Source organism: Enterobacter sp. E1 (assembly GCF_016809815.1).
In the GTDB taxonomy this organism is placed as follows: Bacteria; Pseudomonadota; Gammaproteobacteria; order Enterobacterales; family Enterobacteriaceae; genus Enterobacter; species Enterobacter adelaidei.
Genome location: NZ_JAFBJM010000005.1, coordinates 236,346 through 262,783, shown reverse-complemented (window position 1 = coordinate 262,783; position 26,438 = coordinate 236,346). Strand labels below are relative to the sequence as shown.

At 52.4% G+C, this 26,438-nt stretch carries 25 protein-coding genes; 17 read left to right on the top strand and 8 right to left on the bottom strand.

Annotated features, from left to right (window positions below; all coding sequences use genetic code 11):
* The first annotated feature begins 22 nt into the window (after nt 1-22).
* The 12 genes from pcnB to JGF26_RS15385 all read left to right on the top strand — a co-directional run bounded on the left by pcnB (nt 23) and on the right by JGF26_RS15385 (nt 11,364).
* Nucleotides 23-1,420 (top strand): polynucleotide adenylyltransferase PcnB, encoded by a 1,398-nt coding sequence (pcnB, locus tag JGF26_RS15440; RefSeq protein WP_028018320.1) that lies wholly within the window; start codon nt 23-25, stop codon nt 1,418-1,420.
* Nucleotides 1,417-1,896 carry a 2-amino-4-hydroxy-6-hydroxymethyldihydropteridine diphosphokinase gene (gene folK / locus JGF26_RS15435; protein WP_128348538.1) on the top strand — a complete coding sequence of 160 codons (480 nt, stop codon included), beginning with the start codon at nt 1,417-1,419 and terminating at the stop codon, nt 1,894-1,896. The genes pcnB and folK overlap by 4 nt, the downstream gene beginning before the upstream one ends.
* Before the next feature lie 122 nt (nt 1,897-2,018).
* A complete protein-coding gene (panB, locus tag JGF26_RS15430) occupies nt 2,019-2,810 on the top strand; it encodes a 3-methyl-2-oxobutanoate hydroxymethyltransferase (protein WP_049005295.1) in 792 nt (263 codons plus the stop codon).
* Nucleotides 2,811-2,821: 11 nt separating this feature from the next.
* Nucleotides 2,822-3,673: a pantoate--beta-alanine ligase gene (panC, locus tag JGF26_RS15425; RefSeq protein ID WP_134708309.1), complete on the top strand. Its 852-nt coding sequence runs from the start codon at nt 2,822-2,824 to the stop codon at nt 3,671-3,673.
* A 33-nt stretch (nt 3,674-3,706) separates the two neighbouring features.
* Nucleotides 3,707-4,087: an aspartate 1-decarboxylase gene (panD, locus tag JGF26_RS15420; protein WP_006810068.1), complete on the top strand. Its 381-nt coding sequence runs from the start codon at nt 3,707-3,709 to the stop codon at nt 4,085-4,087.
* A gap of 289 nt (nt 4,088-4,376) precedes the next feature.
* A complete protein-coding gene (locus JGF26_RS15415; protein WP_050482924.1) occupies nt 4,377-4,967 on the top strand; it encodes a fimbrial protein in 591 nt (196 codons plus the stop codon).
* A 95-nt stretch (nt 4,968-5,062) separates the two neighbouring features.
* Entirely contained in the window at nt 5,063-5,785 is a 723-nt protein-coding gene (locus JGF26_RS15410; RefSeq protein WP_050482925.1) for a fimbrial chaperone, read from the top strand.
* A gap of 62 nt (nt 5,786-5,847) precedes the next feature.
* Nucleotides 5,848-8,436 carry an outer membrane usher protein gene (locus JGF26_RS15405; protein ID WP_134708308.1) on the top strand — a complete coding sequence of 863 codons (2,589 nt, stop codon included), beginning with the start codon at nt 5,848-5,850 and terminating at the stop codon, nt 8,434-8,436.
* Nucleotides 8,437-8,463: 27 nt separating this feature from the next.
* Complete coding sequence (locus tag JGF26_RS15400; RefSeq protein ID WP_134708307.1) at nt 8,464-9,042, top strand: fimbrial protein; 579 nt, start codon at nt 8,464-8,466, stop codon at nt 9,040-9,042.
* A gap of 25 nt (nt 9,043-9,067) precedes the next feature.
* Entirely contained in the window at nt 9,068-9,619 is a 552-nt protein-coding gene (locus JGF26_RS15395) for a fimbrial protein (protein ID WP_134708306.1), read from the top strand.
* Nucleotides 9,620-9,647: 28 nt separating this feature from the next.
* Nucleotides 9,648-10,265 (top strand): fimbrial-like protein, encoded by a 618-nt coding sequence (locus JGF26_RS15390; RefSeq protein ID WP_134708305.1) that lies wholly within the window; start codon nt 9,648-9,650, stop codon nt 10,263-10,265.
* A 16-nt stretch (nt 10,266-10,281) separates the two neighbouring features.
* Nucleotides 10,282-11,364, top strand: coding sequence for a fimbrial protein (locus JGF26_RS15385; protein WP_167587204.1), 1,083 nt, complete (start codon nt 10,282-10,284; stop codon nt 11,362-11,364).
* Between the two features lie 5 nt (nt 11,365-11,369).
* Here the strand turns inward: JGF26_RS15385 and JGF26_RS15380 are convergent, their stop codons facing one another.
* The 4 genes from JGF26_RS15380 to JGF26_RS15365 form a co-directional block, all read right to left on the bottom strand.
* Nucleotides 11,370-12,617, bottom strand: a complete 1,248-nt coding sequence (locus JGF26_RS15380) for a polysaccharide deacetylase family protein (protein WP_028016720.1) — start codon at nt 12,615-12,617, stop codon at nt 11,370-11,372.
* A 64-nt stretch (nt 12,618-12,681) separates the two neighbouring features.
* The gene (locus JGF26_RS15375) at nt 12,682-13,122 is read right to left on the bottom strand and encodes a PTS sugar transporter subunit IIA (RefSeq protein WP_134708303.1); all 441 of its coding nucleotides are present in this window, start codon (nt 13,120-13,122) and stop codon (nt 12,682-12,684) included.
* A gap of 104 nt (nt 13,123-13,226) precedes the next feature.
* Entirely contained in the window at nt 13,227-13,997 is a 771-nt protein-coding gene (locus JGF26_RS15370) for an ABC transporter permease (RefSeq protein WP_028016718.1), read from the bottom strand.
* A complete protein-coding gene (locus JGF26_RS15365; RefSeq protein WP_028016717.1) occupies nt 13,994-14,920 on the bottom strand; it encodes an ABC transporter ATP-binding protein in 927 nt (308 codons plus the stop codon). The genes JGF26_RS15370 and JGF26_RS15365 overlap by 4 nt, the downstream gene beginning before the upstream one ends.
* A 107-nt stretch (nt 14,921-15,027) precedes the next feature.
* On the opposite strand from JGF26_RS15365, the gene can reads away from it, so the two are divergent.
* A complete protein-coding gene (gene can, locus JGF26_RS15360; RefSeq protein WP_028016716.1) occupies nt 15,028-15,690 on the top strand; it encodes a carbonate dehydratase in 663 nt (220 codons plus the stop codon).
* 61 nt (nt 15,691-15,751) lie between these two features.
* Here can and hpt read toward each other — a convergent pair whose 3' ends face one another.
* Entirely contained in the window at nt 15,752-16,288 is a 537-nt protein-coding gene (gene hpt, locus JGF26_RS15355; protein ID WP_008501948.1) for a hypoxanthine phosphoribosyltransferase, read from the bottom strand.
* Nucleotides 16,289-16,494: 206 nt separating this feature from the next.
* Here hpt and JGF26_RS15350 point away from each other — a divergent pair, with 206 nt between their 5' ends.
* The gene (locus tag JGF26_RS15350) at nt 16,495-18,885 is read left to right on the top strand and encodes a glucose/quinate/shikimate family membrane-bound PQQ-dependent dehydrogenase (RefSeq protein ID WP_134708302.1); all 2,391 of its coding nucleotides are present in this window, start codon (nt 16,495-16,497) and stop codon (nt 18,883-18,885) included.
* 84 nt (nt 18,886-18,969) lie between these two features.
* Here JGF26_RS15350 and cueO read toward each other — a convergent pair whose 3' ends face one another.
* The gene (gene cueO, locus JGF26_RS15345; protein ID WP_108089579.1) at nt 18,970-20,538 is read right to left on the bottom strand and encodes a multicopper oxidase CueO; all 1,569 of its coding nucleotides are present in this window, start codon (nt 20,536-20,538) and stop codon (nt 18,970-18,972) included.
* 145 nt (nt 20,539-20,683) lie between these two features.
* Here cueO and JGF26_RS15340 point away from each other — a divergent pair, with 145 nt between their 5' ends.
* From JGF26_RS15340 to speD, 3 genes are all read left to right on the top strand, one after another.
* The gene (locus JGF26_RS15340; RefSeq protein ID WP_028016713.1) at nt 20,684-21,031 is read left to right on the top strand and encodes a YacC family pilotin-like protein; all 348 of its coding nucleotides are present in this window, start codon (nt 20,684-20,686) and stop codon (nt 21,029-21,031) included.
* Between the two features lie 115 nt (nt 21,032-21,146).
* Nucleotides 21,147-22,016, top strand: coding sequence for a polyamine aminopropyltransferase (gene speE, locus JGF26_RS15335; protein ID WP_028016712.1), 870 nt, complete (start codon nt 21,147-21,149; stop codon nt 22,014-22,016).
* A complete protein-coding gene (gene speD, locus JGF26_RS15330) occupies nt 22,017-22,811 on the top strand; it encodes an adenosylmethionine decarboxylase (protein ID WP_028016711.1) in 795 nt (264 codons plus the stop codon).
* A 31-nt stretch (nt 22,812-22,842) separates the two neighbouring features.
* Here the strand turns inward: speD and yacL are convergent, their stop codons facing one another.
* On the bottom strand, nt 22,843-23,205 hold the full coding sequence (gene yacL, locus JGF26_RS15325; RefSeq protein ID WP_134708301.1) for a protein YacL: 363 nt from the start codon (nt 23,203-23,205) through the stop codon (nt 22,843-22,845).
* Between the two features lie 160 nt (nt 23,206-23,365).
* Complete coding sequence (acnB, locus tag JGF26_RS15320) at nt 23,366-25,963, bottom strand: bifunctional aconitate hydratase 2/2-methylisocitrate dehydratase (RefSeq protein WP_129323919.1); 2,598 nt, start codon at nt 25,961-25,963, stop codon at nt 23,366-23,368.
* Nucleotides 25,964-26,438 lie beyond the last annotated feature (475 nt).

Below are 26,438 nucleotides of genomic sequence, written 5' to 3'. Positions count from 1 at the left end.
AAAACACACTACGAGGTGTACCATTTTTACCCGAGTCGCTAATTTTTGCCGTAAAGTGCTAAGCCGCGAAGAGAGCATGGCGAATGATGCTATTGCACAGCCACACATGTCGGTTATTCCGCGTGAGCAGCACAATATTTCCCGCAAAGATATCAGTGAAAATGCCCTCAAGGTGCTCTATCGTCTGAATAAAGCGGGCTACGAGGCCTATCTCGTGGGCGGTGGAGTGCGTGATTTACTGCTGGGCAAAAAGCCAAAAGATTTCGACGTGACGACCAGCGCCACGCCTGAGCAGGTGCGTAAATTATTCCGTAACTGCCGTCTTGTTGGCCGCCGTTTCCGTCTGGCTCACGTGATGTTTGGACCGGAGATCATCGAAGTGGCGACCTTCCGCGGCCACCACGAAGCGGGCGCATCGGATCGCACCACGTCGCAGCGCGGCCAGAACGGTATGCTGCTGCGCGATAATATCTTCGGTTCTATCGAGGAAGATGCCCAGCGTCGTGACTTCACGATCAATAGCCTTTACTACAGCGTGGCGGATTTCACCGTGCGTGATTACGTCGGCGGTATGCAGGACCTGAAAGAAGGTCTGATTCGTCTGATTGGCACGCCGGAAACGCGCTATCGTGAAGATCCCGTGCGTATGCTGCGCGCCGTGCGTTTCGCCGCCAAGCTGAATATGCGCATCAGCCCGGAAACGGCAGAGCCTATTCCCCGTCTGGCGACGCTGATCAACGACGTGCCCCCTGCCCGTCTGTTTGAGGAAGCCCTGAAACTGCTGCAGGCCGGCCACGGCTTTGAAACTTATAATCTGCTGCGCGAATACAACCTGTTCCAGCCGCTGTTCCCGACCATTACCCGCTACTTCACCGAAAGCGGTGACAGCCCGATGGAGCGCATGATTGCGCAGGTGCTGAAAAATACCGATACCCGTATTCGCAACGATATGCGCGTGAATCCGGCGTTTCTGTTTGCGGCGATGTTCTGGTATCCACTGCTGGAAACGGCTCAAAGAATCACTCAGGAGAGCGGTCTCGCCTATTACGATGCCTTCGCACTGGCCGCGAACGACGTGCTGGACGAAGGGTGCCGTACGCTGGCGATCCCGAAACGTATTACCACGCTGGTGCGTGATATCTGGCAGCTTCAGTTGCGTATGTCCCGTCGTCAGGGCAAACGTGCCTGGAAGTTGATGGAACATCCTAAGTTCCGCGCGGCATTCGATCTGCTGTCACTGCGGGCTGAAATTGAAAGGAATCAGGAGCTACAGCGTCTGGCGCAGTGGTGGGCCGAGTTCCAGGTTTCCGCCCCGCCTGAACAGAAAGATATGCTCACCGGGCTGGATGAAGAGCCGGAACCACGTCGCCGTCATCGTCGTCCGCGCAAACGTGCGCCGCGTCGTGAAGGTGCTTCATGACCCTCGCGTATATCGCCATCGGCAGCAATTTAGCCTCTCCGCTGGAGCAGGTTAACGCTGCCGTACAGGCGTTGGGCGAAATTCCGCAAAGCCGGATCGTGGCCGTCTCTTCGTTTTACCGTACCCCACCGTTGGGCCCGCAGGATCAGCCAGATTATCTCAATGCCGCCGTTGTGCTGGAGACCACTCTGGATGCCGAAACGCTGCTGGATAATACTCAGCGCATCGAACTGCAACAGGGTCGCGTACGCAAAGCCGAACGCTGGGGGCCACGCACTCTCGATCTCGATATTATGTTGTTTGGTCATGAGGTCATAAACACCGACCGCCTCACCGTTCCGCACTACGACATGAAAAACCGGGGTTTTATGCTCTGGCCGCTGTTTGAAGTCGCCCCCGATCTCACCTTTCCGGATGGTATCTCGCTGAAGGCTATTCTGGACACTCTCAAGGCGGAAAGACCCGCTCGCTGGTAATCCTGCATCTTACCGATTAACCCTGAAATATTTGCCGTTAATCGGTTAGCTAAAATCATTGTTCCCCCGAATGTTACTGTTAAAATGCGCAAAGATTCGCTTTTGGGCTATCAGGAAACAGTATGAAACCAACCACCATCTCCTTACTGCAGAAATGCAAACAGGAAAAAAAACGCTTCGCCACCATCACCGCGTATGACTACAGCTTCGCCAAACTCTTTGCCGAAGAGGGTATCAACGTCATGTTGGTCGGAGATTCGTTAGGGATGACGGTACAAGGACATGATTCCACCCTGCCGGTTACGGTTGAGGATATTGCTTACCATACCCGTGCCGTGCGCCGTGGTGCGCCAGCCTGCCTGCTACTTTCCGACCTGCCGTTTATGGCCTACGCCACGCCAGAGCAAGCCTTTGAAAATGCAGCAGTCGTGATGCGTGCCGGGGCCAACATGGTCAAAATCGAAGGTGGCGCCTGGCTCGTTGATACGGTGAAAATGCTCACCGAGCGCGCCGTGCCGGTGTGCGGTCATTTGGGCCTGACGCCGCAATCCGTGAACATCTTTGGCGGTTATAAAGTGCAGGGCCGTGGCGATGCCGCACAAACGCTGTTCGATGATGCCCTCGCCCTGGAAGCCGCAGGCGCACAACTGCTGGTGCTGGAGTGCGTTCCGGTTGAGCTGGCAAAACGCATCACCGACGCGCTGTCGATTCCGGTGATTGGTATTGGCGCAGGTAACGTGACGGATGGCCAGATCCTGGTGATGCACGACGCTTTTGGCATTACTGGCGGACATATCCCGAAATTTGCCAAAAATTTCCTCACGGAAGCGGGCGACATGCGCGCTGCGGTCAGGCAGTATATTGCCGAGGTTGAGTCCGGCGTTTACCCGGGCGAAGAACACAGTTTCCATTAAGGAGTCTCGTTGTGCTAATCATTGAAACCCTGCCGCTGCTGCGCCAGCACATCCGTCGTGCACGTCAGGAAGGTAAACGCATCGCACTGGTCCCGACCATGGGCAACCTGCATGACGGCCATATGAAGCTGGTCGATGAGGCGAGAGCCCGGGCAGACATCGTGGTGGTCAGTATCTTCGTTAACCCAATGCAGTTTGACCGCGCCGACGACCTGGCACGCTACCCGCGCACCCTGCAGGAAGATTGCGAGAAGCTCAAAAAACGCCATGCGGATATTGTTTTCTCCCCAGATCCCGCCGATGTCTACCCTCAGGGTACCGACGAAGCAACTTACGTTGACGTTCCGGGCATTTCCACCATGCTGGAAGGCGCGAGCCGTCCGGGTCATTTCCGCGGTGTGTCCACCATCGTCAGCAAACTGTTCAATCTGGTGCAGCCAGACGTTGCCTGCTTCGGCGAGAAGGATTTCCAGCAACTGGCATTGATCCGCAAGATGGTTGCCGATATGGGTTACGATATCGAGATCGTCGGCGTGCCGATTGTGCGTGCCAAAGACGGTCTGGCGCTCAGCTCCCGTAACGGCTATCTGACGGCCGATCAGCGCAAAATCGCGCCGGGCTTAAGCAAGGTCATGAATACCATGGCTGAGCAACTTCTGGCTAAAGAATTAAGTGCAGAAGAGATTATCGCCCTGGCCGAACAAGCGCTGAACGAAAAAGGTTTCCGCGCTGACGACGTTCAAATTCGCGATGCCGATACGCTGCTGGAGCTTGCAGAGACCAGCAAACGTGCGGTGATCCTGGTGGCGGCATGGCTCGGCCAGGCCCGCCTTATTGACAATAAAGTGGTTGAGCTGGCGTAGTTTTCTCTACCCGGACGATTAAAGGTAAACGTAATGATTCGCAAAATGCTGCAAGGTAAGCTTCACCGAGTGAAAGTCACCCAGGCCGACCTGCACTATGAAGGCTCCTGCGCAATCGACCAGGATTTTCTGGACGCAGCTGGCATCCTTGAAAATGAAGCGATTGATATCTGGAACGTGAACAACGGCAAACGCTTCTCTACCTACGCGATTGCCGCCGAGCGCGGCTCAAAAATTATCTCCGTCAACGGCGCGGCAGCACACTGCGCTGACGTGGGTGACATCGTAATCATCGCCAGCTTCGTCATGATGTCCGACGAAGAAGCGCGCCGCTGGCAGCCGAAAGTGGCCTACTTCGAAGGCGACAACGACATGAAACGCACCGCAAAGGCAATTCCTGTTCAGGTTGCCTGATAAAAAGGCCCGAATTATATCGCCAGATAAATAATTCGGGCCGGCAGATATAATTATCACCAAGAAATATTATTCTTCAAAAAGAAATATTCCGCCAGTCCTTTCCATTTTTTTAAGATTTTATTTAATCTTTTCACAATACCACTATTAACCAACTGGTTTATTTGAAAAAACAGAATAACTAAAGCCCATTTTAAGTAAATTTAAAATTACTTTTTTTAGTGTGCACTCTATTATCCGTTCGCCAAAAACAATGTTTGGCTTTTTAATCTTTTACATGGATATTGTTATGTCACTGAAAAAAATTAGCATGGCAGCTGCTACCGTAGTTCTGGCACTGGGTTCCTCTTCATCTTTCGCTGCTACCGATCTTGGCCTGATCACATTTGACGGCGCAGTTACCGATACCACCTGTACTATTACCACCAACAATGGTGAAGGTACTAACAACATCACTATCGCACTGCCAGTCGTTAAAAAATCCGACGTTGAAAGCACCACTATCGATAAAGGTGTTGGCGCGAAAAACTTCGAACTGCTGCTGACAAACTGCCCAGGAACTGTATCTAAAGCTTCCGCAAACTTCATGTCTAAAAACATGGGTTCCGTGGCTAACGGTACCGTTGATCCAGACTCTAACGTTGCAGGTTCAGCAACCAACGTAAGCCTGGCGATGTATAACAACTCCACCAGCAATACCGATCGTATTATGGTTGGTCAGCCTGACAATAACACGCAGGTTGCACCAGTGACCAATGGCTCCGGCAAACTGTACTACCGTGTGGCTTACGTTCCAGGTTCTGCATGGGTGAAAGACACTAACCCAGTCACTGCGGGTAAAGTCTCTGCTAACGCTTACTTCACCATGAGCTACGAATAATCGTCGATTATTTATTTAATAATGCGCCCGCTTAGCCGTGGGCGCTTGTTTATCTCAATTATCCTGGAGTGGATATGCGACAGCTTAATGCAAAAATGATCAAAGGAATGAAAGCACTCTCTTTTGTGCTGACCAGCATAATGGCATGTCATGCCCACGCTGATATTGTTATCTCCGGAACCCGTATTATTTACCCTGAAAAAGCAAAAGATGTTGTGGTGAATCTGGAAAACAGAGGCTCACACCCTTTACTCGTTCAGTCATGGCTGGATGATGGCCGCGACACGACCGACCCTCAGGAGCTTAAATTACCGTTTGTCATTACACCGCCGGTAACTCGCGTAGAAGCGCAAAAAGGCCAGTCTATCCGCATTACCTCACTCGGCCAGTCATTACCCAAAGACCGTGAATCACTGTTCTGGTTTAACGTGCTGGAAGTACCACCCAAAGCCAAAAACAATGGCGATCAGAATATGCTGCAACTGGCTTTCCGCACGCGTATCAAACTCTTTTTCCGCCCAACAGGACTCAAAGGTTCACCCGATGAATCTGCAAAGCACCTGATCTGGTCGCAGAAAAAAGTTGCTAACGATGTTGTGCTGGTTGCGAAGAATGATTCTGCATACAACGTTTCCATTGCCTCCGCTTCTCTGACCGTTAATGGCAAAAAATATGAAGTGGAGAGTAGTTCTGTGAAACCGTTCTCCAGCGAAACAATGAAAGTGAAAGGGCTGACTGGCATTAGCAACGGCAAAGTTAATTATGCATCTATTAATGACTTTGGTGGAATGCAAGAACAAGAAGCAGCGCTTAACTAATAATAATCATATTACATGGCTATGCCGAATACGTTATCGGCAACACACGGATCGGGATAATAATGTTTTTTCGACGTTCATTTCTGTGCCTTTCTATTAGTGCGGCAATACCTCTGAATGCTATCGCGGATGATATTCAATCCACTGTCAATTCCACAGCGGATGATGTCGAGTTTAACGACCAGTTTTTATTTAACACGGGTAATAAAATCGACGTGGGTCGTTTTTCGCAAGGTAACCCTATTTTACCGGGGAAATATCAGACCAAAATAAATGTTAATGGCAAAGCAAAAATAACTACCGAAGTCGAGTTTAAAGATAACGGCACACCGCGTGCTACGCCGTGTATGACATTAACAACGCTGAGACAGGTCGGTATTAATACTGAATCGCTTGAAAAAGCGGATTCGGGCGATGCGGCAACGTGTTTTGATATCACGAAAGCGTTCCCTGGTGCGACGGTCAACTTTAACTCGTCAACTCAAGAACTGGATCTGACCGTTCCCCAGCTGTACGTGCTTAAACTTCCTCAGGGATATGTCGACCCTTCACTCTGGGAAGAAGGTATTCCTGTCGCAATGGCGTCCTACGACCTCAACGCCTGGCACAGTGAAGGTACGGGCAGCAACAGTGACAGCGCCTATGCAGGCTTACGTTACGGTGCCAATTTAGGCCCGTGGCGTTTCCGTTCACGCGGGAGTCTGAACTGGAATGAAAAAAACGGCAGTGATTACTCAAACCAGGATATTTATCTGCAGAGAGATATCACGCCGCTTAAAGCTCAGATGTTGATTGGCGACTCTTACACGCGTGGTGACGCATTTGACTCGATCGGCCTGCGCGGTTTACGTCTTTATAATGACGATCGTATGCTGCCGAACGGGCTTTCCAGCTATGCGCCTGTCATCCGCGGTGTTGCTAACAGCAACGCCCGTGTCTCTGTAACACAAAGCGGGAACAAGATTTATGAAACAACCGTGCCACCGGGTGCATTTGAGATTTCCGATCTCAGCACTACAGGCTACGGCAACGACCTGCTGGTGACTATCGAGGAAGCCGATGGCAGCAAGCGCTCTTTCTCGGTCCCGTATTCATCCGTGACTCAAATGTTACGTCCGGGCTTCGCACGTTGGGATGTTGGTGCTGGCGAGTTGCATGACGATTCATTGCATGACTCACCAAAAGTGGCTTATGCCACCCTCTATTACGGGCTGAACAATACCTTCACCGGGTATACCGGCCTGCAATATATGGACACCGGTTTTTACGCGGGCCTCGCAGGTCTTGCCATGAACACTGAGATCGGTGCATTTGCACTGGATGTTACCCACTCCAGCGCAGATATCGACGGGCTTCGTACGCTGACAGGCCAGAGTTATCGACTCTCCTTCAGTAAGATGCTCTCGGCAACGGATACGTCATTAAACGTGGCAGCCTACCGCTTCTCCACGGAAGACTACCTCAGCTTGCACGATGCGGCCTCACTGGCCGATCGCGTGAAGTATCGCGATCAGGAACTGAAACCCGGCAGTAATAGCGAGGATGTGTATAGCACCTTCCAGCGTATGAAAAACCAAATTCAGGTCAACATCAGCCAGCCGCTACGCACTGGCAAAGTGGATTATGGTTCGATGTACGTCAACGGTAGCTGGCAGGATTACTGGGATGGCAGCCGTTCAAGCTCTAACTATACCGTGGGTTATAGCAACGCCTTTACCTATGGCAGTTACAGCGTCTCCTTGCAGCGTACTTATGATGAATTTGGTGAACAAGAAGACAGCGTTTACCTCAACGTCAGCCTGCCGTTCGATGCGTTGTTTGGTACGGGTAAACACCCTGCTGGTTTCAACAGCGTTAACGTGGGTCTGAACTCTGATTTCAACGGAAGCACGAGCCTCAATACCACTGCGAACGGCAATACCGAGGACAACCGTTTCAACTACAGCGTGACGACCAGTAATAACCGAACGGATGATAATACGCTCAATCAGATCAGCGGCTATGGCAGCTATAACAGCCCTTATGGTCCGCTAAGCCTTTCTGCCTCAGCGAGCGATGACAACCAGCAACAATATTCTGCCAGCTACAGCGGCGGGATGCTGCTGCATTCCGGCGGGATAACGCTGGCACCAGGCAGCATCAGTGATACCGACTCGCTGGCACTGATTAAAGCCAGTGGAGCAAAAGGGGCACGTCTGAATAACGGTGACGGTGAGATCGGCAATTCCGGCTACGCCATCATGCCTTATCTTTCCGCCTACCGCGAAAACCGTATCGGCCTCGACACCAGCACCATGAGTGCCGACGTTGAAGTGAAAAATACCAGTACGGTTGCCGTACCGCGTAGCGGTGCGGTGGTGCTGGTGAATTTCGAAACCAACGAAGGTCGTTCGGCAGTACTTGAGCTCCAGCGTTCTGATAACGGCTTCATCCCTCTCGGCGCCGACGTGCTGAACGAGAAGGGCGAGATCGTTGGCAGTGTGGGTCAGGCCGGGCAAGCCTATGTTCGCGGTATTGAAGATAAAGGCACGCTCAGGGTTGTCTGGGGTAACGGGCAACAAAGCGCCTGTAACGTTCAATATCAGATTCAACCCAATGCACAGAAGGCGGGTTTGACCACTCTTCTAACCCATCAACTGTGCCGGATGTAATTCATTTATAACAGGGAGTTTTTACTCATGAAGTTCACTTTGAATCATTTCGTTCGCTGCATTTATGCAGCAACGCTTTTGTCCGTCACCAGCGGTTATGCCCAGGCTGCGGATAATCTCGACGTTACCTTCACGGCCAATATCCGGGAAACCACCTGTGATATGGCCATCAGTGGCGGAACAGGCAATGGTAAAAACAACACCATTACACTCGGAACCAATGCGAAAACCCGTATTGATACGATTGCGGCAGGTACAGCGACAACCGATTTCAAACTGGTGCTGACAGAGTGTCCATCCAGCCTCTCTTCACTGAAAACAACCGTAAGCGGATCAGCATCAACGGTTAAAACAGCTATTGCGAACGGCATTACCGCGGCTTCTGGCGGCGCCAGCTATGTTGGGGTGTCGATCGCACGTAGTTCATTGCCAACAGCGCCTTTCGAGATCAACTCGACAGATGACAGTAAACGTATTGTCTGGTCCCCGGGTGAAATCTCAGCACAAGAAGTGCCTTTAACCGCCAAACTGGTAGAAACCCAAGCAGGCAGTGCAACGACAGGTCAGTTCAACGCCGTCGCTACTTTTAACTTCTATTACGAATAACCAGACAGAAAACGGAGAACCTATAATGGAATTTAAACCTACTATCTTTGCCCTCTCTGTTCTGGGATTAGTATCCATGACCGCGTCTGCAACCATTACCGGGACGAGCAGTGTTTCAGCAACCTTTAACACCACCATTGAAGCGGGAACCTGTAGCGCTCAGGTGCAGAATGCTTCTGGCTCACCGGTATCTCAAATAAATTTCGGTGATGTCTTCAAATCCGATCTGGCCAATAAAACCCGTGAAGAGGCGTTCAAAATTGCCTTCACCGGTTGTGCTGGCGTGTCATCAGCAGCCATCAGAGCAACCACTGGCGCAGGTGGCAGTTGTTCCTCCGCCTCCAGCCTGAATTTTGGTGCAAATAACAATACGGCATTTGAACTGTGGAATGGAGATTCAGCGACAGGAACACAACTGAGCTGTAAACCACCACAAACCGAAACCGTGACTATTTCGTCTGGCACAGCGACCTATAATTTGAGTTCGCGCGTTGTGGTCGCTGACGGTAAGACCGTTGCTGATGTCACTACAGGGTCGGTTACTTCGCCTGTCACGTTTCTGGTCACCTATCAATAAGTCATAAAGAACAGGCGGTAGCTTGACGATGCGAAATACACCGTTATTTATAAAAAAATACAGGCTGCTGCTGGCCGTTATTTCAGGTTTGCTGATCCCTGCCTCATCCCATGCGGATGGGGCATGGATGGACGTTAATATCAGGGCCAATATTATTGCCAATACCTGTAAAATTAGCGTCTCGAACGGCGGCCAGGTTCAGTTGCCGGTGGTTGCCCGCAGCTGGTTTTTCAATACCGATGGCAGTAATAAATACAATGCAGCCCAGGATGCAGGCGGAACGCGGTTCTCTGTACAAGTGACTGATTGTGATGATATAGCCAGTGGCGCAGCAAGCAAATTACATTTTAGTTTTGCACCGCAATCAGGTTCTCTGGCTGTGGGGAATAAACAGGTATTTGCTAATGATAAAGAGCAGGAAAGTGACGGAGCCAAAAATGTCGGTCTTGTCATCTTTTCAGACGCGTTCCATCAGAATGTTTTAAAACAGGATGGCAGTTCTGATGTGGTTTACGATGTCACCTCGCAGCAAAAAAACTTTGCTTATCTGACGGATTACGATTTCTATGCTCGTTATCAGAACACAGGGGCGATTACCGCTGGCAGAATTACCAGCAATGTTCTGGTTAGCGTCATGTATGAATAAATTACAAGGAAATGTAATGAAGAAAATAATATTCTCGCTAGTAGGGTTACTATCGCTGATTATAATAAAGCCGGCACTGGCGGATCAGAGTTGTTATATTAACTCCAGTGCCGAAGGTATCTACACGGTTACAAACGATCCTGTTACAGTGGATCTGAATATGGGGATCATTGATGGTTATATTAACTTCGTAGAAGATGCCAACGGGTCGTACGATTATACTATTCCCTTCCGGGGTAGTAATCCTATTGGATGTAAAAGTGCATCCCCCTGGGATAACTCCGTTCATGTGATCACTGACAGCAGTCTGCTTGATACAAAATATACTGGCCCCAGTGGTCAGGCACTTTTTAAAACAAGCGTACCTGGCATTGTCTATAGCGCGACGTTATGGTGCAGCACTGCGGATGGCTGTGGCTCGGGTCACGATAACTTGCAGCTAGAATATCCTGCCGGAGGGGGTAACGAAAATGTATTCCCTTCCCAGGGGGGATTTACCTGGGAAGGAGCTGATTCTAACTGGACATTACGTATAGACTATTTCAGGACCCCTGATTTTAAACCTGAAAAAGGCATTTCAACGGGTCACTCTCTAGCCGGCACCATCGGTCAGTTCAGGATTGGACCTTCGGGACAACCTGTTATTACCTTTACGGTGACAGACAGCACCCTGAACTTCCGCATTCCCGACCTGACCTGCTCAATACAGTTGCAGGGCGGTTCAAACAACGTCAGCCTGGGCGACTATTTTGTCAGTGACATCAAGAAAAACAGTACACAAGCGGTGCCTTTTAGCTTTAGTACGCAGAATTGTTATGCGACAAAATTGACCGTCAAAATGATTAGCGGGTATCCATCTTCGGTTACGGGTCTGCTCGCCAAAAGCGCCGGTAGTGCATCAGGCGTCGCCGTGAAGATCATGAATACCGATCATAACGTTCAGATGATGCCTGATGGTTCAGTCAGCGTTAGCGATATTCGTGATAGTTGGGGGGCTAACACTAGCTACAACTATTCCGCGCAAGTTGTACCGGATGGTAGTGCGGTAAACTCGGGCGATTTCCAGACGGCGGCCACCTTCAGTATTACTTACGAATAAGTGCATTATCCCTGCGGCTGATTACTGATCAGCCGCGACATCGTCTCCAGCGAATCCGTTCTTAAGATGTACAGGCGTTTCAGTAAGAACGGATTATCTCCCGGTTTCACCTTTCCCCTTACCGTCGTCACTGCCAGGTGGAACCCTGCATCGTTCGCCGCTTTTATCGCTTTCTCGTCGTAGCCCCCAAACGGATATGAGAGGTAAAGCACGTGCGGGTTAAACTGCGCCAGGTCCCGTCGTGAGCGCTTAAAATCAAACAAAATATTGTGGTAGCTGCGGCTCAGTAAAATGGGCTGATGATTGACGTCAACGCGGTGCAGAAAATGCGTGTGAGACTGATAGTCGAACACGTCATGCATCTGCTCCAGCTCCGACACGCTCATAAACTGCAGGAATTTTGGTGCCCATTTTTGCGGATGCCGCTTGATGCGTGAGGAAATAATAAACGCCGTCGCCTTAAAACCATACTCTTTCAGTATTGGGTAAGCGTAACGATTCACGGACTTCAGCCCGTCATCGAAGGTGATCGCTACCGCCTTCGCAGGCAGGTTCATCTTATTCCGCACGTACCCTTCCAGCTGGTACATGGTCAGGGTGGTGTAGCCCTGGTCGCGAAGCCAGGTCATCTGGTTGTTAAAGGCCCGCACGCTGGTGGTTGTGGAGGTATGACGAAAACGAGTGTTCTCTTCATCACGCAAAATATGGTGGTAGGTAATAACAGGAATACCGTTGTCTTCCTGTGCATCCAGGCTGCTGACCCATGCCAGACGGTTGCCGATGCGGATCTGGAACCAGGTCTGGTTCAGACGGTCCTTAAGCTTGTTCAGTATAGGGTAGCGAAGATTGGCGCTTAACGTCCCGAACGGTGCGCTACCGCTGGAGGGTGCGTTATAGATCGGCGTGTCTTTCCAGGTAATGAGGTTCTGATTGCTCAGCGGTTTATTCAGATCGCCAAGGCTGTCCTCAACACGCTGTTTCCCCTGAACCGGCTCAAGGTGCCCCTTGTCGATAAAACCCGTGCCAAAACCGAAGCGAAATTCGTAGTAATCCGCCGCCGCAGGTACGACGGCCAGGATTTGCCCCGCGCGCACATTGCCAACATTAATGACGCTGTTCCCCACCTGCGCCCAGATCGCCGCATCTTCGGTGGTTTGCATATATTGAGCAGGCAGGCTTTGCTGACTGAGTAAACTGGCAGAAGAAATGCCAGACACGAACATCAATAACAGGAAAACAATACGCGTGAACATGAGGGTCTTATTCGAAGCGGAAATACTTATGCCATTGTAGCAAAAGCGACATCAATACCAACGTTTAATTCTTATACAGGTCATGAAGCAGGACGAAAGGAGGATTTTTTTGCTGCTGATGCCACAAGCTGCTGACTTCCGGTGCGCCCTGCACAACAATAGCGTCACGGAATCCGGCACTGGTTAACGTTTCACGCTGCGGATACATCATTTTCAGTAATGGAAGGCTGATGCCCGAGATCACCTCACAGCAATCATGCTTATGGCTCAGCAATGCGGCTGCGCGGTAAGGCGCCGCGCCCGATTTATCGGTCAAAAAAATCACGCCATCACCGGTGTCGGTTTCATGCAGGGCATCGCACATCATGCGGCTGAGCATGTTGGTGCTCAATCCACGCCAATAATTTACCGCCCGGCATTGCGCCAGCTGGCCAAATTTGGCTTCAAGCTTATCCAGCATGTCCTGCGCCCGTTCATCGTGGCAGGTAATCACCCATCCCAACATAACTCTCTCCTTAGCAGGCAAGTAGTTTAGCGGAGTGAAGGTTCGCTTTGGGTGATAACTGTCAAAGAAAGTGCCCGGCAAACAGAATGTCGCCGGGCAGACGGTTAGCTGCGCAGACCGCGCCCGCGCTGGATCAAATACCAGCACAGCAGATAGAAGAAGAGGATAAACACCACCAGCACCGCCACCGTGGTAAACAGCGGCACATCGGTAATGCCAAGGAAGCCAAAGCGGAAGCCGCTGATCATGTACACAATCGGGTTCAGGTGCGACAGTGCCTGCCAGAACGGAGGCAGCAGCGTGAGGGAGTAGAATACCCCACCCAGATAAGTCAGTGGCGTCAGCACAAAGGTCGGGATCAGGCTGATGTCGTCAAACGTTTTGGCGAAGACTGCATTCAGCAGGCCAGCCAGCGAGAACAAGATTGCCGTCAGCAATAACGTCAGCGCGACAAACAGCCAGGAATGCACCTGGAACGGCACAAAGAACAGCGAGATCGCCGTGACCAGAATCCCCACGCAGAGGCCACGCGCCACGCCGCCACCGACATAACCGGCGATAATGACGTGCGTTGGCACAGGCGCGACCAGCAGCTCTTCAATATTACGCTGGAACTTGGCGCTAAAGAATGACGACGCCACGTTGGCATAGGCGTTAGTGATCACCGCCATCATGATCAGACCCGGCACGATAAACTGCATATAGGTAAAACCGTGCATCTCACCAATCCGGGAGCCAATCAGGTTGCCGAAGATGATGAAATAGAGCGTCATGGTGATCACCGGCGGCACCAGGGTTTGCACCCAGATGCGCATAAAGCGGTTAATCTCTTTCGCCCAAATACTTTTCAGCGCGACCCAGTAAAGATGCGTCATGCCTTGTCTCCTTGTTTATCCTGCACCAGAGAGACAAACAGCTCTTCCAGTCGGTTCGCTTTGTTACGCATACTTAAGACCTGAACACCCTGTGCGCTTAGCTGAGAGAACACGCTGTTAATCCCCTGCTCACGCAGCACTTCCACTTCCAGCGTCGAGGTATCCACCAGACGATACTGATACCCTTCCAGTTTTGGCAGCGGGCTTTTCGCCGCCAGGTCGAGGATAAAGGTTTCTGATTTCAGCTTGGAGAGCAGGTCTTTCATCGAGGTGTTTTCCACCAGCTCGCCATTCTGAATGATGCCGATGTTGCGGCACAGCATCTCAGCCTCTTCCAGGTAGTGGGTGGTCAGAATAATGGTAGTGCCTTTGTCGTTAAGATCTTTCAGGAACCCCCACATTGAGCGGCGAAGTTCGATGTCCACACCAGCGGTGGGCTCATCGAGGATCAGCAGTTTTGGTTCATGCATCAGCGCACGGGCAATCATCAAACGGCGCTTCATCCCACCGGATAACATCCTCGCACGTTCGTTACGCTTTTCCCACAAATCGAGCTGTTTTAGATACTTTTCGCTGCGCTCAAGCGCCTCTTTGCGCTCAACGCCGTAGTAACCTGCCTGGTTCACTACAATCTGTTGTACGGTTTCAAAGGGGTTAAAGTTGAACTCCTGCGGAACCAGCCCCAGCTGGCGCTTGGCGTTCACCACGTCTTTTTGCAGGTCATAACCAAAGACGCTGACCCGACCGGACGTTTTATTAACCAGCGAGCTGATAATACCGATCGTGGTGGATTTCCCCGCGCCGTTCGGTCCCAGAAGCGCGTAAAAATCACCGGCCTCTACTTTTAGATCTATCCCGCGTAGCGCCTGAACGCCACCTGGATAGGTTTTTTTAAGCTGCTCAAGCTCCAGTGCAATAGCCATGAATTTAACTTACCTTCAGTTCTTACACACGTTGTGTGGTTTCATTAAAAGTCGGGTTACCCTATAGTAGCGCAACGCAATAACTCGGTTACAGGTCGCTAACCTCCATGAACAACATAGATACACTCATCAGCAACAATGCACTATGGTCAAAAATGCTAGTGGAGGAAGACCCCGGATTTTTTGGAAAACTGGCGCAAGCCCAGAACCCACGCTTTCTGTGGATTGGGTGTTCCGACAGCCGCGTCCCGGCCGAACGCCTGACCGGCCTCGAGCCCGGCGAACTGTTTGTTCACCGTAATGTCGCCAACCTGGTGATCCATACCGACCTCAACTGTCTTTCTGTGGTTCAGTATGCCGTTGACGTTCTGGAAGTCGAGCACATCATTATTTGCGGTCACTATGGCTGCGGCGGCGTGCAGGCGGCGGTTGAAAACACGGAACTGGGGCTCATTGATAACTGGCTGCTGCACATCCGCGATATCTGGTTCAAACATAGCTCACTGCTCGGCGAAATGCCGCAGGAGCGTCGCATGGACACCCTTTGCGAACTCAACGTGATGGAGCAGGTCTATAACCTGGGCCACTCAACGATTATGCAATCGGCGTGGAAGCGCGGGCAGAAGGTCTCTGTCCACGGCTGGGCGTACGGTATTCACGATGGCCTGCTGCGCAATCTGGAAGTGACTGCAACAAACCGCGAAACGCTGGAACAGCGTTACCGTTCGGGAATTGCCAACCTTCAGCTTAAGCATGTAAACCATAAATAAAGCCGGGAATTTTCTCCCTCTCCCACAGGGAGAGGGCCGGGGTGAGGGCATCAGCCCACCATTACTCGTCCAGCAATACCACTTTCCCCACATACGGCAGATGACGATAGCGCTGCGCGTAGTCAATGCCGTAACCGACGACGAATTCGTCAGGAATCGAGAAACCCACGAACTCCACCGGAACCTGTACTTCACGGCGGTCAGGCTTATCCAGCAATGTGCAGATAGCCAGGGATTTCGGTTCACGCAGGCTCAGGATCTCGCGCACTTTAGACAGCGTGTTGCCGGAGTCGATGATGTCCTCAACGATCAACACATCTTTGCCACGAATATCTTCATCCAGGTCTTTCAGGATTTTCACATCACGGGTTGTGGACATGCCGCTGCCGTAGCTGGAGGCGGTCATAAAATCGACCTCATGTGGCACATGCACTTCACGGCACAGGTCTGCCATGAACATGAAAGAGCCACGCAACAGACCGACCAGCACCATTTCGCTGCCGCTGTCCTTGTAATGTTCGGTGATTTGACGACCCAGTTCGGCGATACGCGCTTTGATCTCGGCTTCCGGGATCATCACTTCAACAGTATGTTTCATATTACTAACCATATGATTTTAATGAAAATCTCTCAATGCGGATGAATTAATCTCCGGCATCGATACGCAAGCCAGCCATTATATCAGCAAATGGATAACCCTGGCGTATGAGTTGTAAAAAGCAAATATTGTGATTCCGATCACATTTGTTAATGCCTATAATTAATTGCTAGCAAATAATTAACAAAACTGACGAGTACTTTTCTATGGCTGAAACAAAATCTCAACAGCCGCGTCTACTGGTGACATTAACAGCGGCCTTCGCAGCTTTCTGCGCGCTGTATTTGTTAATCGGTGGCGTCTGGCTGGTCGCGCTTGGCGGCTCCTGGTACTACCCAATTGCAGGTTTGGTTATGGTTGGTGTAACCATCCTGCTATTGCGTAGAAAACAATCCGCGCTGTGGCTGTATGCTGCATTACTCCTCGCCACCATGATCTGGGGCGTCTGGGAAGTCGGGTTCGACTTCTGGGCACTGACGCCACGTAGCGACATCCTCGTGTTCTTTGGTATCTGGCTGATCCTGCCCTTCGTGTGGCGTCGCCTGATTGTGCCTTCCAGTGGTGCCGTTGCAGCGCTGGTGGTAGCCCTGTTAATCAGCGGTGGCATCCTGACCTGGGCCGGTTTTAACGACCCGCAGGAAATCAACGGTACGCTAAACGCGGAATCCACGCCTGCTGCGGCTATCTCGCAGGTGGCGGACGGTGACTGGCCTGCGTATGGTCGTAATCAGGAAGGTCAACGCTACTCCCCGCTGAAGCAGATCAACGCGGATAACGTTAAAAACCTGAAAGAAGCCTGGGTATTCCGTACTGGCGATCTGAAGATGCCAAACGATCCGGGCGAACTGACCAACGAAGTGACGCCAATTAAAGTGGGCGATATGCTTTATCTGTGTACGGCGCACCAGCGTCTGTTCGCGCTTGATGCGGCCACGGGTAAAGAGAAATGGCACTTCGACCCACAGCTCAATTCCAACCCGTCGTTCCAGCATGTCACCTGCCGTGGCGTCTCTTACCACGAAGCGCGTGCCGATAATGCCAGCCCGGAAGTCATTGCCGACTGTCCTCGCCGCATTATGCTGCCGGTGAACGATGGCCGCCTGTTCGCCATCAACGCCGAAACGGGCAAGCTGTGCGAAACCTTTGCCAACAAAGGTATCCTTAATCTGCAGACCAATATGCCGGACACCACGCCGGGTCTGTATGAGCCAACCTCTCCACCGATCATCACCGATAAAACCATCGTGATTGCTGGTTCGGTAACAGATAACTTCTCCACGCGTGAAACCTCCGGCGTCATCCGTGGTTTCGACGTGAACACCGGTAAACTGCTGTGGGCCTTCGACCCGGGCGCGAAAGATCCCAATGCGATCCCGTCAGATGAACACACCTTTACCTTTAACTCGCCAAACTCCTGGGCGCCAGCGGCGTATGACGCGAAGCTGGACCTGGTCTACCTGCCAATGGGTGTAACCACACCCGATATCTGGGGTGGTTACCGCACGCCAGAGCAGGAACGTTATGCGAGCGCTATCGTGGCGCTGAATGCGACCACCGGTAAGCTGGCCTGGAGCTACCAGACCGTTCACCACGATCTGTGGGATATGGACATGCCATCCCAGCCGACACTGGCGGACATTACCGTTAACGGTAAAACCGTTCCGGTGATTTACGCTCCGGCGAAAACCGGCAACATCTTCGTACTGGATCGCAGCAACGGTAAACTGGTTGTGCCTGCGCCAGAAAAACCAGTTCCGCAGGGTGCGGCAAAAGGCGATTACGTCAGCAAGACGCAGCCATTCTCTGACCTGAGCTTCCGTCCGAAGAAAGATCTGAGCGGTGCAGACATGTGGGGTGCCACCATGTTTGACCAGCTGGTGTGCCGCGTGATGTTCCACCAGTTGCGCTACGAAGGTATCTTCACCCCGCCTTCTGAGCAGGGCACGCTGGTCTTCCCGGGTAACCTGGGGATGTTCGAATGGGGCGGGATCTCCGTTGACCCGAACCGTCAGGTGGCGATTGCCAACCCGATGGCGCTGCCGTTCGTTTCCCGTCTGATCCCACGTGGCCCAGGTAACCCAATGGAGCCACCGAAAGACGCGAAAGGCACAGGGACCGAATCCGGCATTCAGCCGCAGTATGGCGTGCCGTTTGGCGTGACGCTGAACCCGTTCCTGTCTCCGTTTGGTCTGCCGTGTAAACAGCCTGCCTGGGGTTATATCTCCGGTCTGGACCTGAAAACTAACCAGATTGTGTGGAAAAAACGTATTGGTACGCCACAGGACAGCATGCCGTTCCCGATGCCAGTTCCGGTGCCGTTCAATATGGGTATGCCGATGCTGGGTGGCCCAATCTCCACCGCCGGTAACGTCCTGTTCATCGCGGCAACCGCAGATAACTACCTGCGCGCGTACAACATGACCAACGGCGAGAAACTGTGGCAAGGCCGTCTGCCAGCCGGTGGACAGGCAACGCCGATGACCTATGAAGTGAATGGCAAGCAGTACGTTGTCATCTCTGCGGGTGGTCACGGTTCGTTTGGCACGAAGATGGGCGACTATATTGTCGCGTATGCACTGCCTGATGAAAGTAAGTAACTAAAAAGGCCCGGTGGCGCTACGCTTACCGGGCCTACGGTTCGAGATGTAAGCCGGGTAAGGCGACGCCGCCACCCGGCTTTTTTATACCGTGAACCCCAACATCATCCCCGTATCTTCATGCTCCAGCAGATGACAGTGCGCCATATAGGCAAACTCTTTCGGCGCGGCATGGTCAAATTTCACCAGCACCTCGCTGACCCCTCCTTCAACCCTGACGGTATCTTTCCAGCCCGCGCGATGCACATCAGGCGCTTTGCCGTTCTCTGAAAGAATGCGGAACTGGGTACCGTGGATATGGAACGGATGCAGCATCATGTCGCCTTCGCCAGAAATCACCCAACGCTCAAACTGCCCTTTTGTGGCAGCAAACATTGGCGTGTTCATGTCGAACGCCTGGCCGTTGATCATGTTGGCATTGTGGAAGTCAAAGCCATGGTCACCATGATTCATGTTGCCCATGCCGCCCATTTTGCCGTGGTCCATATTCATATGCCCCATCATCTGCCCGTGGTGCATCCCCGCCATCGCCCGATCGCCATATTTCGCCATCAGCGCCTGCATACCCATCATATCGAGCATCGGGTTCATGGAAAGCTGCAGCTTACGTTGGGTTAAACCTTCAAGGGAAGGTAACGCCGGGAGCGACGTCAGCGTATCCTGCAGCGTGCCCGACGCTGTAACCTGCAGTGGCTGGATCCGCAGCACCGGGTGCGGCTTGTCAAAGGGCGCAACCGCCATACCCATCTGACTGACCGGCAACGTGACCAGGTCAAACACTTTGCCGTCACTGATATCCACCAGCACTTCAAAACGTTCCCCCATCAGCATTGGGAGCTCGCTCACTTTCACCGGTTCAGGTAGCAATCCGCCGTCGCTGGCGACCACGTACAGAGGACGATTATCACTGGTAGCAAAGTTCAGGGAGCGTGCATTGCACCCGTTAAGCAGACGTAAACGCAGCCAGCCCTTCGGCGCGGCGTGCTGCGGATAAATGGCGCCGTTGGTCAGCAGAGTATCACCAAACCAGCCTACCGCCGCGGTCATCACATCCAGTTGATAATCAATCTGACCGTCTGCGGTGAATTTTTTGTCCTGGACAATCACCGGTACATCGTCGATCCCCCACTGTTTAGGCAGACGCAGCAGGCGGCTTTCGTCATCTTCAATCAGCACCAGGCCCGCCAACCCCATTGCCACCTGATGGCCCGTTTTGCCGTGCTGATGGGGGTGGAACCAGCAGGTCGCGGCGCGCTGGTCAGGAGTAAAGGTAACGCTGCGCGTACCGCCCGCTTTAATAATCCCTTGCGGACCGCCGTCGACCTCGCCCGGCACCTCCAGCCCGTGCCAGTGCAGCGTCGTCTCTTCTGCCAGCGTGTTGTGAATATCAACGGTGACGGCTTTCCCTTTACGTAGCTGAAGCGCTGGACCAAGCAGATTGCCGTTATAACCCCACGTAGTAGCGTTGTGTCCACCGAAGGCCGTTTTACCGGACTGAACAACAAGCTGGATACGACTACGGGCGTCAGCAGTCAGTAAGTCCGGGATGGGTAAGGCAGGTCTGTCAGCCGCGAAGACTGTGCGGCTCCACAGTGGTAATGCGCTGGCAACCCCCAGCGCAACGGAATATTTTAAAAAATCACGACGTTGCATGTTCATTTCCTTATTTCCAGCCGGCGATCTTTTGAGCATAAACCCTCCCCTTACCGGAAGGTCAAGTAAAGCGGTAATAATAAAGATCGTCGCACTGGCACCAAGTATGCTAACGTTATTTTTCCGTGAAGCAGTGGTAGAAGCAATGAAGACGTTTTTCAGGACAATTTTGTTCACCAGCCTGATGGCAATGTGTGCGAACAGCTATGCGCTAAGTGAAAATGAAGCGGAAGATATGGCCGATCTGACGGCGGTTTTTGTGTTCCTGAAAAATGATTGTGGCTACCAGAATTTACCCAACGGGCAAATTCGCCGCGCGCTGGTCTTTTTTGCTCAGCAGAACCAATGGGACCTCAGCAATTACGACAGCTTCGACATGAAATCTCTTGGTGAAGACAGCTACCGTGACCTGAGCGGTATTGGTATCCCTACTGCCAAAAAATGCAAAGCGCTGGCTCGCGATTCACTCAGCCTGCTCGCCTACGTGAAATAAGCTTCCCGACGCTCCTTGTTGAGCCTGTAGCCGTGCAACCACGGTGAGAGTTAGCTATCATGTTTCGCTCACTTTTTGTGAATGTAACGGATGTTAACAAAGGAGGAGTCTGCGTATGGCCGACCACACGTTGTGGCATGAAACACTGCATGACCAGTTTGGTCAGTACTTTGCCGTTGATAACGTGCTCTATCATGAGAAAACCGATCACCAGGATCTGATCATCTTCGAGAATGCCGCCTTTGGCCGCGTCATGGCGCTGGACGGCGTCGTGCAAACGACCGAGCGAGATGAGTTTATCTATCATGAAATGATGACCCACGTCCCGCTGCTGGCGCACGGGCATGCGAAGCATGTCCTGATTATCGGCGGTGGCGACGGGGCTATGCTGCGTGAAGTTTCCCGCCATCGCTCTATTGAAACCATCACCATGGTGGAGATCGATGCGGGCGTGGTCTCTTTCTGCCGTCAGTACCTGCCCAACCACAATGCTGGTAGCTATGACGATCCGCGTTTTAATCTGGTGATTGACGACGGGGTTAACTTCGTTAATCAGACCACGCAGACCTTTGATGTCATTATCTCGGACTGTACCGACCCCATCGGCCCAGGCGCGTCGCTGTTTACTTCCTCCTTCTACGAAGGCTGCAAGCGCTGCCTGAATCCTGGTGGGATCTTTGTCGCGCAAAATGGCGTCTGCTTCCTGCAGCAGGATGAAGCTCTCGATAGCCATCGCAAACTGAGCACCTACTTTGGCGACGTCAGCTTCTACCAGGCCGCCATTCCGACCTACTACGGCGGGATCATGACCTTTGCCTGGGCGACGGATAACGACGTGCTGCGCCATCTCTCCACCGAAATTATCCAGGCCCGTTTCCATCAGGCTGGTCTTCAGTGCCGATATTACAATCCTGCTGTTCATACCGCAGCGTTTGCGCTGCCACAGTATCTTCAGGACGCCTTATCCACTAAGGGGGTGAGCTAATTGAAAAAGCTTAAACTACATGGCTTTAACAACCTGACCAAAAGCCTGAGTTTTTGTATTTACGATATCTGCTATGCCAAAACAGCGGAAGAACGCGATGGTTACATCGCCTATATCGATGAACTCTACAACGCCAACCGTCTGACCGAGATCCTGTCAGAAACCTGCTCGATTATCGGGGCAAACATCCTGAATATCGCCAGACAGGATTATGAACCTCAGGGTGCCAGCGTAACCATTCTGGTGAGCGAAGAACCCGTCGATCCTAAGCTTATCGACAAAACCGAACATCCGGGCCCGCTGCCGGAAGTGGTTGTTGCTCACCTTGATAAAAGCCATATCTGCGTTCATACCTATCCGGAGAGCCATCCGGAAGGTGGGCTGTGTACGTTCCGCGCCGATATAGAAGTGTCGACCTGCGGCGTGATCTCCCCGCTGAACGCGCTGAACTATTTAATCCACCAGTTGGAATCCGATATCGTCACCATTGATTACCGCGTGCGCGGTTTCACCCGTGATATCAACGGCATGAAGCACTTCATTGACCACGAGATCAACTCGATTCAGAACTTTATGTCTGAGGATATGAAGGCGCTGTACGACATGATGGACGTGAACGTGTATCAGGAGAACATCTTCCATACCAAGATGTTACTGAAGGAATTCGACCTTAAGCACTACATGTTCCACACGAAGCCGGAAGATCTGAGCGAAGAAGAGCGTAAGGCCATCACTGACCTGCTCTGGAAAGAGATGCGCGAAATCTACTACGGCCGCAATATTCCGGCCGTGTAAGTGTTGCCCGGAGCAAGGATGCTTCGGGAAATTATCTCTGTTTCATAAACTCGCGGTATGCATTCACCACCTTCAGGAAGTCTTCAACGCCGCACAGCGACAGACTTTCTTCGTCGTAGTAGCTCATCCCCTCTTCCATCTCGTCACCCGAGAATTCAAGCTGGTTGGCTCGCACCATCACCTCTTCACCGTCCATCCACAGCGTGTATTCGTGTCCGGCACGTTGCCAGGAGCGTTCACTGCCTTTCACCGTATTCGCCGCCTGTTCAACTTCATCAAGAAGTGAGAGATTTTCTTTCACCTCTTCGTTAAACCAGTGTCCAACGGCTTCGTGGCCCATCGACATACGCACTTTCACCACTCCGGTGATGTCGCGCAGAAATTCGTAATCCATAGTGTTTTCCTCTGCAAAGCCATTAGGGTAATTATCGCAGCAGAGAGGAAGAAAAAAAGCGTGGGAGGTGGGAGGAATGAAAATAAAAAGGTGAGAGCGAGGCCTTGCAGCCTGATGCTCTCACCTACAGCCCCTCCCCCGCAGGAGAGGGTAGCATTTATTACACTGCCGTCTGGAAGATAACGCCGTCAGCTTTCTCAGTGTACTGAGACAACTGATCGAAGTTCAGATAGCGGTAGGTATCCACCGCCGTCTTATCAACCTGAGCGACAAAGGTCTGATACTCTTCCGGCGTAGGCAGTTTACCAATCAGCGCTGCAACCGCCGCCAGTTCCGCAGAGGCCAGATAGACGTTCGCACCAGTACCTAAACGGTTAGGGAAGTTACGGGTAGAGGTAGACACTACCGTCGCACCGTCAGCTACGCGCGCCTGGTTACCCATACACAGGGAACAGCCAGGGATTTCAATACGCGCCCCGCTCTTACCAAATACGCTGTAGTAGCCCTCTTCGGTCAGCTGAGCCGCGTCCATACGGGTTGGCGGTGCCACCCACAGACGGGTTGGCAACTGGCCTTTATGGGTATCCAGCAGTTTACCTGCCGCGCGGAAGTGACCGATGTTGGTCATACAAGAACCGATGAACACTTCATCGATCTTCTCGCCCTGAACATCAGAGAGCAGACGCGCATCGTCCGGATCGTTCGGTGCACACAGAATTGGCTCTTTGATATCCGCCAGATCGATGTCGATCACTGCCGCGTATTCTGCGTCAGCATCAGCTTCCAGCAGCTGCGGATCGGCCAGCCATTTTTCCATGCCCTGGATACGACGCTCCAGCGTACGACGGTCGCCGTAGCCTTCTGCAATCATCCACTTCAGCAGCACGATGTTAGAGTTCAGATACTCAATAATCGGCTCTTTGTTCAGCTTGATGGTACAGCCCGCAGCAGAACGTTCAGCGGAGGCATCGGTCAGTTCGAACGCCTGCTCAACTTTCAGATCAGGCAGACCTTCAATTTCCAGGATACGGCCAGAGAAGATGTTTTTCTTCCCTTTCTTCTCAACGGTCAGCAGGCCCTGTTTAATCGCATACAGCGGGATCGCGTGAACCAGGTCACGCAGGGTGATACCCGGCTGCATTTTGCCTTTGAAGCGCACCAGAACAGATTCCGGCATATCCAGCGGCATCACGCCAGTTGCCGCAGCAAACGCCACCAGACCAGAACCCGCCGGGAAGGAGATACCAATCGGGAAACGAGTATGGGAGTCACCGCCGGTACCCACGGTATCTGGCAGCAGCATACGGTTCAGCCAGGAGTGGATAACACCATCACCCGGACGCAGGGAAACCCCACCACGGTTCATGATGAAGTCAGGCAGCGTGTGGTGTGTCGTCACATCAACCGGCTTCGGATACGCCGCAGTGTGGCAGAAGGACTGCATCACCAGATCGGAAGAGAAGCCCAGGCACGCCAGGTCTTTCAGTTCGTCACGGGTCATTGGGCCAGTGGTATCCTGGGAGCCCACAGAGGTCATCTTCGGCTCGCAGTATGCACCAGGACGGATACCGGCGACGCCGCATGCACGACCAACCATTTTCTGCGCCAGTGAGTAACCGCGATTGCTTTCCGCAACGTCTTTCGCGTGACGGAATACATCGCTGTGTGGCAGACCCAGCGCTTCACGCGCTTTGGTTGTCAGGCCACGGCCAATAATCAGAGGAATACGGCCACCTGCACGCACTTCGTCGATCAGCACATCGGTTTTCAGCTCGAAGCTTGCCAGCAGTTCGTTGGTTTCGTGGTTACGTACTTCGCCTTTGAACGGATAAACGTCAATCACGTCGCCCATGTTCAGGTTAGAAACATCCACTTCGATCGGCAGTGCGCCCGCATCTTCCATGGTGTTGAAGAAGATCGGAGCAATTTTTCCGCCGAGGCACAGACCGCCACCGCGCTTATTCGGCACGTGTGGAATGTCGTCTCCCATGAACCACAGCACGGAGTTGGTCGCGGACTTACGGGAAGAACCGGTACCCACAACGTCACCCACGTAGGCCAGCGGGAAACCTTTTTTCTGCAGAGCTTCGATCTGTTTGATCGGGCCGACGCTGCCCGGCTGATCCGGCTCAATGCCTTCGCGGGCGTTTTTCAGCATCGCCAGAGCATGCAGAGGAATATCAGGACGAGACCACGCATCCGGCGCCGGAGAGAGGTCATCGGTGTTGGTTTCGCCGGTCACTTTAAAGACGGTAACGGTAATTTTTTCAGCCAGAGCAGGACGGTTCAGGAACCATTCGGCATCAGCCCAGGATTGCATCACCTGCTTCGCATAGACATTGCCCGCTTTCGCTTTTTCTTCCACATCGTAGAAGTTATCGAACATCAGCAGCGTTGAGGAGAGCGCTTTAGCGGCAATCGGTGCCAGCTTGTCGTTATCCAGCGCGTCAATCAGCGGATGAATGTTGTAACCACCCTGCATGGTGCCGAGCAGTTCAATGGCTTTTTCAGGAGTAACCAGTGGGGAGGTGGCTTCGCCTTTGGCGATAGCAGCAAGGAATCCGGCTTTTACGTAGGCAGCTTCATCTACGCCAGGCGGTACGCGGTTGATCAACAGATCTAACAGGAATTCTTCTTCGCCCTTAGGCGGGTTCTTCAGCAGCTCGACGAGCGCGGCCATTTGGGTTGCATCTAAAGGTTTGGGTACAATTCCCTCGGCGGCACGTTCTGCTACGTGCTTACGGTATTCTTCTAGCACGACGGTTCTCCTCGCTCTCATTGTCATATGCGGCGGGCGTTCTCTTCACGCTCCTGTGAGACAGCAGTTTGTAGGGTAAATGCCCGATACCGCGTCGGGCAGCATAGCAGGATTTCTGCACAGTGTTAATCCGTTTACAAAAAAGCAACATTAAAAAATTTGCTGAATCGTTAAGCATGGTGTAGCGGGGAGAGGAGATGATTAGAAGGTACAAAAAAACCGCCTCACAGCGGTTAATTTGTTGCCTTGCGGTGGTAGCACACAGGGCGGGCAGATTTGCGGCAATCCCAACTTGCCTGGTTCTGCCTTTCCCGGTGGAGAATGAACCCGCGTAGCCTTTACAGGAACGCACGCAATGGAGATGCGAATCACTGCGCTGATCGTTGTGATTGGTTTACTGCTTACCGCGCTGCACGGTGGCTGGAACATATCCGACATCACGGTGCTGTTTGTGGTCAACCTCGGCAACTAGCTG

What these genes read in the sequence shown, in the direction of transcription:
- JGF26_RS15390 (WP_134708305.1), top strand. Translation starts at nt 9,648, where the DNA reads ATGCGAAATACACCGTTATTTATAAAAAAATACAGGCTGCTGCTGGCC.
- can (WP_028016716.1), top strand. Translation starts at nt 15,028, where the DNA reads ATGAACAACATAGATACACTCATCAGCAACAATGCACTATGGTCAAAA.
- JGF26_RS15405 (WP_134708308.1), top strand. Translation starts at nt 5,848, where the DNA reads ATGTTTTTTCGACGTTCATTTCTGTGCCTTTCTATTAGTGCGGCAATA.
- folK (WP_128348538.1), top strand. Translation starts at nt 1,417, where the DNA reads ATGACCCTCGCGTATATCGCCATCGGCAGCAATTTAGCCTCTCCGCTG.
- JGF26_RS15380 (WP_028016720.1), bottom strand. Translation starts at nt 12,617, where the DNA reads ATGTTCACGCGTATTGTTTTCCTGTTATTGATGTTCGTGTCTGGCATT.
- JGF26_RS15370 (WP_028016718.1), bottom strand. Translation starts at nt 13,997, where the DNA reads ATGACGCATCTTTACTGGGTCGCGCTGAAAAGTATTTGGGCGAAAGAG.
- speE (WP_028016712.1), top strand. Translation starts at nt 21,147, where the DNA reads ATGGCCGACCACACGTTGTGGCATGAAACACTGCATGACCAGTTTGGT.
- cueO (WP_108089579.1), bottom strand. Translation starts at nt 20,538, where the DNA reads ATGCAACGTCGTGATTTTTTAAAATATTCCGTTGCGCTGGGGGTTGCC.
- JGF26_RS15365 (WP_028016717.1), bottom strand. Translation starts at nt 14,920, where the DNA reads ATGGCTATTGCACTGGAGCTTGAGCAGCTTAAAAAAACCTATCCAGGT.
- JGF26_RS15400 (WP_134708307.1), top strand. Translation starts at nt 8,464, where the DNA reads ATGAAGTTCACTTTGAATCATTTCGTTCGCTGCATTTATGCAGCAACG.
- hpt (WP_008501948.1), bottom strand. Translation starts at nt 16,288, where the DNA reads ATGAAACATACTGTTGAAGTGATGATCCCGGAAGCCGAGATCAAAGCG.
- JGF26_RS15385 (WP_167587204.1), top strand. Translation starts at nt 10,282, where the DNA reads ATGAAGAAAATAATATTCTCGCTAGTAGGGTTACTATCGCTGATTATA.
- panB (WP_049005295.1), top strand. Translation starts at nt 2,019, where the DNA reads ATGAAACCAACCACCATCTCCTTACTGCAGAAATGCAAACAGGAAAAA.
- JGF26_RS15415 (WP_050482924.1), top strand. Translation starts at nt 4,377, where the DNA reads ATGTCACTGAAAAAAATTAGCATGGCAGCTGCTACCGTAGTTCTGGCA.
- panD (WP_006810068.1), top strand. Translation starts at nt 3,707, where the DNA reads ATGATTCGCAAAATGCTGCAAGGTAAGCTTCACCGAGTGAAAGTCACC.
- JGF26_RS15395 (WP_134708306.1), top strand. Translation starts at nt 9,068, where the DNA reads ATGGAATTTAAACCTACTATCTTTGCCCTCTCTGTTCTGGGATTAGTA.
- JGF26_RS15375 (WP_134708303.1), bottom strand. Translation starts at nt 13,122, where the DNA reads ATGTTGGGATGGGTGATTACCTGCCACGATGAACGGGCGCAGGACATG.
- JGF26_RS15340 (WP_028016713.1), top strand. Translation starts at nt 20,684, where the DNA reads ATGAAGACGTTTTTCAGGACAATTTTGTTCACCAGCCTGATGGCAATG.
- yacL (WP_134708301.1), bottom strand. Translation starts at nt 23,205, where the DNA reads ATGGATTACGAATTTCTGCGCGACATCACCGGAGTGGTGAAAGTGCGT.
- JGF26_RS15350 (WP_134708302.1), top strand. Translation starts at nt 16,495, where the DNA reads ATGGCTGAAACAAAATCTCAACAGCCGCGTCTACTGGTGACATTAACA.
- JGF26_RS15410 (WP_050482925.1), top strand. Translation starts at nt 5,063, where the DNA reads ATGATCAAAGGAATGAAAGCACTCTCTTTTGTGCTGACCAGCATAATG.